Here is a 7,944-nt window from a genome sequence, read left to right as displayed (position 1 = left end):
GCGTATCGCGCGCGCCGTCGGCATGGTCGTGGTCGGAGCGTTCGATGCTATCTCGTTGATTCAAAATAAAAATCCCCGAACCTCGCGGCCGGGGATTTTTTGGCAAGTGTGAGAATTTTGGCAAGTCAGATGAGAACCTACACCTGTCAGCGGAAGAATTTGATGTCATCTGGGACCGCCGAGATATCAAAGCCTTACGTGGGCTTGTGGCTTCAATTCTTGACAGCGTGCTGAAGGCAATTCATGTCGCTCGAACGCTTTCGTACACGCAATTGCTGTCATGAATCTGCCCGCGCCGCGTTGCCCGCCGTACATGCCGCGGCATGCTTGATAGGAAATCGAGGGCGCTATCGACGGCGAGGCCGATCCGACGCTTTTCCGGATCAGCGGCCAGGACCGTCTCCCCGTGGTTGCTAAGTGGGCGAAAGCAAGTTCAATTGCTGCAGGCGGATCGACATAGCCTGTTCACTTACTTCGAAAAGCGCCGCAATCCTAGACAGATCTACCTCGTCGAAGAGATCAAGCTCCTTGGTGATGCGACGTAAGTGCTCGACCGGCATTAACAGCGCTGAGGCAAAGCGATTGGCCTCTCGCTCCTCCTCCGGTGTGGTCGTCGAGTTCGGGGCGGTATAGCCAGCTGCAGACCCAACTCTTTGGTAGATGGTCATCTGTTTGTCGATGAACAGGCGGTCACGGTCGTCGTGGTGAAGCCACAGGTGGCCGATCTCATGAGCAATGGTGAACCGTTTCCGATTCGCGTGATGAAGGCTGTTCACGATGATGTGCTTGGCGGTGCCTTTGATGGCGAGCACGCCTGATACATCGTCCTCCAGCGGTTGATGATGCACCTGTGCATTCAGGTGTCGCGCGACTGCCTCAACGTCAACAGGCACGCCGTTGACACCAGCTGCCTGCAACAAGCCGGCGACCGCACGGTCAAGTGCTGCGCCTTTAGCGGCCATTTGACGATCCGCTTTCTTCCAGGTTCGCAATCAACGCGGTCAGCGCACCGGCCAAAAGTGGCGGCGCCTCGAAGGTGTGTCCGCCAAAGGAAAGCTCCGTTAGCTTGCTTTCCAGTGACTGGACTTCGCTCAGCGACGGAAGCAGTTCCATTGGCTCGGCTCCGAGCACTTCGCCGATGCGAAACAGAACGTGCAAGGGCACTTTTTGGTTGCCCTTCTCAATGTTGGTGATCGAGGTTCGCTCCATCTCAACTAGCTTCGCTAGCTCGGCTTGGGTCATGCGACCACGCGCGGCGTCGACAGGCTGCTCCCGCAGCGCACGAATGCGCTTACCCAGCGCCTGGTAAAGGCGCTTCTCATCAAGCATCTCGGTATCCCCTGTTTGCGCAGAAGTTTAGGTTCACTCCAGCAACATGTCAATGATGCTGACATGGTGCCGGCGCAGGGCAAGGTCATCGGTGTTGACGCAGTGTCTGCTAGGCAACATTGGTGTGGTACATTGACGTTGTGGTTCTCATCCAACATGGGCGCCAAAGTACAAATTGCAAGGAGCGAGCTGCACATGTCAGTCATCAAAGTTCAGATCGAAGTCGAGGGCCTCCCAAACGCCGTAACAGGGGAAGTCTCGGGGAGCATCGAGGCCATCCTCGAGCTCGTCCATCCCTACCTGTCCAGTGGCGAGATCTTCATCTTCGAGCGCGACAAGCCCGAACTTTTCGAGCACCACCGCGATAGGTGCGCGATCGCACTGGTTGCGCATCGCGCCCGCGTCGTTTTGGTGAAGGTTCACTTCGAACACCGCACCGAGCACCACGAGTTCGCGCCCTCGGCGACCGTGCAAACCGTCCTGCGCTGGGCCGTCGGGCACCATGGCTTCAAGCTGGATGAGAACCAGGCGGCCAAGGCAAACCTGATGCTCCCTGGCGCCTCTGAGCCGCTGGTTCGGGACATAGCCATCGGCACGTTGTTCCGCCACGACGAAAGCAGGCCCTGCGAACTGACGCTCGAGCTCACGCTGAAGGACTTCACCAATGGTTGATGGACCTGACGAGAAGACGCTCACCGCCGAGTTGGTCAACGTCCGGTTCCTGTGCGGAGTGACAGAGGGGCGATGGAAGGTGCTCAAGTATGGGTTCCCGCACCTGTATGTGAGAGTCACCGCCCACCAAGGTCCGGTGACCTTCGAGCAGGACTTCCACCTGATCTGCGATGGCTACCCGGATCCGGGCCCGTTCGTTGAGGCATGGTCGATGACGAGCGGCGGCGCGTACGTTCCAACGACACCCTGCTCCCCTGGCTACACCGATGCACTGAAGAAATGGTCGCCTGGGGAGGGAAAGCCGGGCGGCATTTACCGCGCATGGCAACGCCATGCCGCAAGTCACAACGAGTGGGCGGCGAAGCGGCCCGATCAAGCTTGGAATCGTCACCGCGACATCACGTTCATCATGGAGAAGCTGTATGAGCTCGTTGTTGAGCAAGTTGATTGGCTCGCTTCGAAGAAAGCCGCCTGAGCTGAAGTGCAAGGCACAAGTCTGGCGCGACGGTGTGGGTGAGCTGCGTCGGCGCACGCTGCTTTCGACTCGTGAAAGTGGGGCGTTCCTGCTTGGCGTCGACGAAGGGCCGTCCAAGCGCATCCTCGAGTTCGTCTTTTACGACGATATCGATCCCAACGCCCTGGCCAGCGGGATTGTTCACTTCGACGGCACCAAGTTTCCCAGGCTCTGGGAACACTGCCGCACGCGTGGCTACGGTGTGGTTGCGGACGTGCACGTTCATCCAGGCAGCTATGGGCAGAGCTCGTCAGACATGGCGAATCCGGTGATCCCTCGCGCGGGCCACTACGCCGTGATCCTGCCCGATTTCGCGGTTCGCCAGACCAAGCCAGGTGGGATCGGCATGTACGAATACCTGGGCGATGGGCGCTGGAATACGCGTACCGCCGAGGGATCCAAGTTCTTCAAGTTGGACTAACGATGAATGATCATCTCGCCCGCTCCCGGATCACCAAGGCGATGACCGACGTGAGTGACATGGACTTCCTCGAGGCGGAGAGCCGTCTCGACGCCGTGCGCCTTGCGGTACTGGCCGACTCGGCGGCCACTAGCACCGCGGCAGGCCAAGCCTGCCTCATGACGATCATGGCTGCGGGTGTGCGCACCTTTCCTCACATCACGCTGATCGTGGAGCGTGATGTTGAACTGATCAGGCGACAGCCGGGCGCAGTGACACTCTTTGAGCTCGCCGGGTCGCTGGGCGTGAACATTCGTAGCCGTGTCGACACGGACTTCACCCATTTAATCGCTACGCCGCAGACCAAGAGCCCCGCTGCAGTGAATTTCCGGTGCTGGTGGGATGGATGGAACAGCGGCGTGCTCCCTAGCTGGGACCTGCGGCCGGCTGGTGAAAGCTGGCATCCGCTCGCCGGGGCGTTCGCCGGCGCGCTTGCGATTCGCGAAGTCTTTGCGATGGTTCGTGGCGTCAAGGCGATGAAGATGTCGGGCAACGTAATAAGCCTGTGGGAGCCCTGGGTGCCCGCTGAGCAAGCGGAGATTGGCGCCAGCCTGGTGCACCTGGCGCGCTCGGCGCTGCTCGTCGGCCTCGGCCATCTTGGCCAAGCGGTGCTCTGGAATCTGGCGCTCTTACCGTCGCGTGACCATGAGATCGTCCTTCAGGACCACCAGTTCGCGGGACCGGAGAACGCCCCGACGGGGCTGTTGACTAGGTCAAGCGACGTCAATCGGCGGAAGACGCGCATCGCCAACAAATGGATTGAGCATTTCGGTTGGAGGACAGCGCTGATCGAGAGGAAGTTTCTTCCAGGCACGAACTGCGCGACCGATGATCCGGCAATTGTGATCTCAGCACTGGACAAGCCAGAGCCGCGGCGTGATATCCTCGCAGCCCAATTCCCTTACATGCTTGACATAGGGGTAGGACACGGCCCCATCGATTTCGAAATCGGACAGTTCCGAAGCTTTCGAGCGGGTGACGAGTCGACATGGACAGATTCTGAAGCCGGGACGGATGTGCATGCACGCCTCAGGCGCAGAGCCTATCGGGGAATTGATGCCTGCGGCGCATTCACGCTTGCCTCAGCCAGCGTGGCTGTACCTTTCGTCGGTGCGACGCTTGGCGCGATCTGTGTCGCGCAGCTCCTGCGACTGGGGTCTGCCAAGCAGATTCCGCAGCTGTTCCAAATCGAGTTGACGGCACCCGAGATGTCCTCGCGTGGGGCCCTGTCACGCGACGAGCCATCTCGATTTGGCAGTAGGCCTGTAGATCTCAAGGCGCCGACGCCCTGAGTCCTATCTCGGCAAATCAAGAAGCCTCTCTTCAAAGGCTACGAGCCTATGCGCGGGCATGACTCAATCCGCTAGCCCCACGGATCGGTCCTGGTGGTTCCATGCCAGGATGCCACGGCGAACATCGCGTCGACAGCACAAGACAACTACATTCGTTCCCGTGCTCCATAGGCCACTAGGCGTCGAATCGAGTCGGCGTCAAGCAGCACTACTGGCACCGATTGAACAAGCTTGGCAGTGCATGACTGGGCAAACACCGAATTGTCAAATAGCGCAAGCGTAGACCGCTCGTCATTGCGGCTACTGTGCAGCGAGGCCACTGCGTTCATCAACTCCTCGAACCGGTGTTGCGGTAGGTCGTAGGTGCTCGCGTTCAGGCGTCCGAGCATATCGCGGTACTCGATGCCGTACACACCGAATAGCTCGAACGCTTGCTTGCGCAGCGGGCGCACGAAATCCAAGCGGGGCGCCACTCTCAGGTCCAATACGAGATCCGGCGAGGTCGCCTTGCAGAAATTCAGAAAGTCGTCCTGGAATGCGAAGGCACCTGTACTTGCGAGATACAGCTGCCTACCGGCATATGCTACCGCGTTAGTCGTCGACTCCTCCACGTCGAACGGGAGGTTAAGTTGCACTGGCAACTCAGCTTTGTCCAAACCGTCAGCCTGCGCCGCTCTGGCACGCCGCACATCAAGGAGATTGATGACGTTAGCACCCACGATTTTCGCCCAATACCTTTTCCTCGATTTCAAGGTAGCTCATGCGTAGCAAGCCGGGTGCCCATTTCGGTTGACTTACCTCTTGCTGGCCGTCCTTGTTTTTGAGGTCGCGGTTCTTCCTGAATGCTCGTACATACAGCCGAGGCGCTACCCCAGTGAAGGGGCGAAAAAGCACCTTCGTGGGCTTGGCAGGCGGTTCTTTGTACCAATTGGAGAAAACCTTCTCAATGGCGTCACCATGCAGTTCGAACGCGCGGCTCTTCGGGTAAGGCTCAATAAACTGAACCTCGTCGATGCCCGCCGAGACAATGTGGCGCGCGCAATAATGACAGGGAAAGGTGGTGACAAACAGCTTGGCACCCACCGTGGAGTTGCCTTCACGCGTGGCGGAAAGGATCGCGTCCATCTCGGCGTGCACCGCACGGCTGTACTCTAGCAAGCGCCCAAGCGTGGTGCTGCCAAGAGCCTTTCGGATCGCCGCACGGTCGTCAGCATCGCGCAGCTGCGGCACGGCGTCGATCACCTCATCCATGATCTGAGCCTGGACGCGCGTGTTACTACAGTATTGCTTGGTGGTAGTGCAACGCTCGTCGATGGAGGCCTCGCCACGCTCGAAAGCAAAGTCCCCGCCGTAGACTCCGCCGCCTGCCTTGGGCACTTCATTAGTGCCGGTGGCGATCACGTTGCCAGTGGCGTCCGTCAGAGCCGCACCTACTTGACGCGACAGGCAGGCGCTGCGCAGCTGCGCACCCGCTGCGTGGAACATTCCCGTTTCACTCGCCAGCGGGCGCACGATCTTCTCGCCGATCAGTACATCCAACAGGCGCCCGAGCATGTCGGGCACCACCCAATTAGGGTTTTCCCTGCCGCCGATCATGCGATCTGGCGTGTTGTCGACGAAGAAGTCGGACTGGTGGAACGTCTTTGAGACTTTCTGCCCCCAATCCTCGTCCGCGTCCTCGTCGCGCTTCATGAGTTGGAGGATCTCCATCAGGGAGGAGTCTTTGCATTTGCCACTACTAAGTCGCTTCTGACGAACTTCCTCCTCGCACACGACCCCAACAAGGCAGAAGGCCTCGCGATAGACCGTGCGCAATAGCTCCACCTCGGCGGGATGTTTCAGCGAGTCGATGATGTAGACGCGATGCGTCTCGGGTCGCTTGTCGGCGTGCAACACGCTCACGTCACCGCCATCAGGCACCTTGTCGGCCTCATCAAAGTCAGCGCGGCGAGCCTTGATCTCGGCCATCAGTAACGCGCCAACCGCGGACTCATCCGTCTTACGCAAACCATCGCCTGCGTCTTGAAGCAGCCGCGCGCGCTCCAACCGACCCATGTCTACGAGCGCATCACCCTTCAAGGTACGTTCGATGACCCCGCTGGCCTTGATTCGCACGACGTGCCGCGTGTGCAGCGCGCTGGCGGCCAACTGCTCAAGCTTCTCTGCAACCGAGGTGGTGCCGCATCCCACGGGGCCGACGACGGCAAAGATCAGCTCCTTGGATGCATGGGAGTTGACAAGCTCGCGCGTGTTGCCGGAACGCGTGAAATTCATCACCTGTTCGATTGGGACCGACATGCCCACTTCCCCGTTGCTGATGATCTCGACCCAGTCGGTTTCGTCTGGACCCGCTACTTTTGCTAGCTGTTTGCCTGTAGTGACGCCACCTGAGAGGTAGGGCTAGGCGCAAGTCTAACTTCCGCAGGCGACGATGGGACAGCATTTTTGGGATGCCGGATGCGCGGCCTGAGGCATTGCTCAATGTGAAAACGAGCGCCACTTCTTGTTGCGGTATGCCAACGGCATCAAGAGCAAGTTTGTCCGCAGTAACAGCTCCCCATTGCCTCCAATGCCCGCCCCAGCAGCCCGTGAGCCCCTTGTTGAAACCTTGCCGCCAGCCGGAGGTGAGCAAAGGTCGAGCGCGCTCGCGACCCACAGGCAAGCGCGCCGCGCGCCGAGACTCCTAGCCTACAAAGCCGGCGGCCATCGATTCGATATAGCTGATCGCGGCCTCGGTCCGTCCCTGCGCGACCATCTGAAGCAACGTCTTGCCGCCGAAAGCGGCGATGGGCTGGGTCTCGATGAAAGATTCCGCGCGCTCCCTGTCGGGCTGCACTTTCAGCGCTGCGGCGAGCACTTTGGCCAAGTCGTCGTGATGCGGTGTGGTGGACATGCTAGTCTTCCTGCGTGAGGTCGAGGTACTTCCGAGGAAACACTGCGTTTGACTCCGACTGGCCACGAATCATGCAAGCACTACGAGCCTTCCTTTGCGGCTTCCTGCGGGGCGCCAAGGAGGCGCCAGCGGGCTTCGTTGCCCCGGTTCGTTGGCTAGCAGGGCGCCACCGGCGGCGTTTGTGAACGCGATTGTCGGCCGGTTCGCACGCGCAGGGCGCCTACCTTGCTCGACCAGCGCCCGGAGTCGCATGGCGCTACCGCGGAGGTGCACCTCCGCGCTCTCGTGCCTCGGCGATTGAGATGAGTTTCGCGGAAAATGCCGCCGCCCCAAGCAGAATGACCACGGCGAGGCCATAGTCCACCGACTCGTTCCGACGCAGTCCCATCCCACAGAACGTTGCTGTCAAGATCCATGACCCGTAGCGCAGGTGCTTGGCCGCGTATCGCGCCGCTTCGGGGGAAATGCTGAATCTCACGAGCATCATCAACTCCGCTTGGCTGGAGGGGAAGGAATGGGGGCGCTTCTCTTGGACGGGCAGCAGCAATTGCTTAAGTGGATGGGCTGGCGGTTCGTGCGCTTCCGTGCACGGCTGTTCCCGGCGACGGCGTCGCTTGCGACGAACGCCAGCTGCGGTGGTGGCGCGTGTCCGGGCGGCCCAGGCTGCCAACGGAGATGTCGCCACGGCCGCGTAGTAGGCCTCCTCCGCGGTGCGGCCGCCGTGGGCGCTGTGGGGGCGGACGGCGGCCGGGCTGATGCCACTCGACGCTCTCGGGATGTGACT

9 protein-coding genes are annotated in these 7,944 nt (G+C 60.3%); 4 read left to right on the top strand and 5 right to left on the bottom strand.

What is annotated here, in order from left to right; genetic code table 11:
• Positions 1-413: 413 nt before the first annotated feature.
• Both D466_RS0105565 and D466_RS20695 read right to left on the bottom strand, forming a co-directional pair.
• On the bottom strand, positions 414-962 hold the full coding sequence (locus D466_RS0105565; RefSeq protein ID WP_081629833.1) for an ImmA/IrrE family metallo-endopeptidase: 549 nt from the start codon (positions 960-962) through the stop codon (positions 414-416).
• Entirely contained in the window at positions 952-1,329 is a 378-nt protein-coding gene (locus D466_RS20695; protein ID WP_018912723.1) for a helix-turn-helix domain-containing protein, read from the bottom strand. The genes D466_RS0105565 and D466_RS20695 overlap by 11 nt, the downstream gene beginning before the upstream one ends.
• Positions 1,330-1,392: 63 nt before the next feature.
• Here D466_RS20695 and D466_RS0105555 point away from each other — a divergent pair, with 63 nt between their 5' ends.
• From D466_RS0105555 to D466_RS0105545, 4 genes are read left to right on the top strand one after another with little or no spacing between them, the layout of a single operon-like run.
• A complete protein-coding gene (locus D466_RS0105555; protein ID WP_156004045.1) occupies positions 1,393-2,001 on the top strand; it encodes a hypothetical protein in 609 nt (202 codons plus the stop codon).
• Positions 1,994-2,476 (top strand): hypothetical protein, encoded by a 483-nt coding sequence (locus D466_RS23830; RefSeq protein ID WP_156004043.1) that lies wholly within the window; start codon positions 1,994-1,996, stop codon positions 2,474-2,476. Before D466_RS0105555 ends, D466_RS23830 begins: the two co-directional genes overlap by 8 nt.
• A complete protein-coding gene (locus D466_RS22660; RefSeq protein ID WP_018912721.1) occupies positions 2,424-2,936 on the top strand; it encodes a hypothetical protein in 513 nt (170 codons plus the stop codon). Before D466_RS23830 ends, D466_RS22660 begins: the two co-directional genes overlap by 53 nt.
• A 2-nt stretch (positions 2,937-2,938) precedes the next feature.
• Positions 2,939-4,267 (top strand): hypothetical protein, encoded by a 1,329-nt coding sequence (locus D466_RS0105545; protein WP_026284927.1) that lies wholly within the window; start codon positions 2,939-2,941, stop codon positions 4,265-4,267.
• 146 nt (positions 4,268-4,413) lie between these two features.
• Here the strand turns inward: D466_RS0105545 and D466_RS0105540 are convergent, their stop codons facing one another.
• The 3 genes from D466_RS0105540 to D466_RS20680 all read right to left on the bottom strand — a co-directional run bounded on the left by D466_RS0105540 (position 4,414) and on the right by D466_RS20680 (position 7,160).
• Positions 4,414-4,986: a hypothetical protein gene (locus D466_RS0105540; protein WP_156004041.1), complete on the bottom strand. Its 573-nt coding sequence runs from the start codon at positions 4,984-4,986 to the stop codon at positions 4,414-4,416.
• Positions 4,976-6,565, bottom strand: coding sequence for an anti-phage dCTP deaminase (locus tag D466_RS20685; protein WP_018912718.1), 1,590 nt, complete (start codon positions 6,563-6,565; stop codon positions 4,976-4,978). Before D466_RS20685 ends, D466_RS0105540 begins: the two co-directional genes overlap by 11 nt.
• Positions 6,566-6,950: 385 nt before the next feature.
• Positions 6,951-7,160, bottom strand: a complete 210-nt coding sequence (locus tag D466_RS20680; protein WP_018912717.1) for a hypothetical protein — start codon at positions 7,158-7,160, stop codon at positions 6,951-6,953.
• Positions 7,161-7,944 lie beyond the last annotated feature (784 nt).

Origin of the sequence: Thiomonas sp. FB-6 (genome assembly GCF_000377645.1) — a bacterium.
In the GTDB taxonomy this organism is placed as follows: Bacteria; Pseudomonadota; Gammaproteobacteria; order Burkholderiales; family Burkholderiaceae_C; genus Thiomonas_A.
Note: the sequence above shows the minus strand (reverse complement) of the source record. Positions and strands in the feature narration are given on the sequence as shown.

Excerpts from the sequence above, each read along its gene's own strand:
- D466_RS20680 (WP_018912717.1), bottom strand. The coding sequence starts at position 7,160 with ATGTCCACCACACCGCATCACGACGACTTGGCCAAAGTGCTCGCCGCA.
- D466_RS0105545 (WP_026284927.1), top strand. The coding sequence starts at position 2,939 with ATGAATGATCATCTCGCCCGCTCCCGGATCACCAAGGCGATGACCGAC.
- D466_RS0105565 (WP_081629833.1), bottom strand. The coding sequence starts at position 962 with ATGGCCGCTAAAGGCGCAGCACTTGACCGTGCGGTCGCCGGCTTGTTG.
- D466_RS20685 (WP_018912718.1), bottom strand. The coding sequence starts at position 6,565 with ATGTCGGTCCCAATCGAACAGGTGATGAATTTCACGCGTTCCGGCAAC.
- D466_RS23830 (WP_156004043.1), top strand. The coding sequence starts at position 1,994 with ATGGTTGATGGACCTGACGAGAAGACGCTCACCGCCGAGTTGGTCAAC.
- D466_RS0105555 (WP_156004045.1), top strand. The coding sequence starts at position 1,393 with ATGGTGCCGGCGCAGGGCAAGGTCATCGGTGTTGACGCAGTGTCTGCT.
- D466_RS20695 (WP_018912723.1), bottom strand. The coding sequence starts at position 1,329 with ATGCTTGATGAGAAGCGCCTTTACCAGGCGCTGGGTAAGCGCATTCGT.
- D466_RS22660 (WP_018912721.1), top strand. The coding sequence starts at position 2,424 with ATGAGCTCGTTGTTGAGCAAGTTGATTGGCTCGCTTCGAAGAAAGCCG.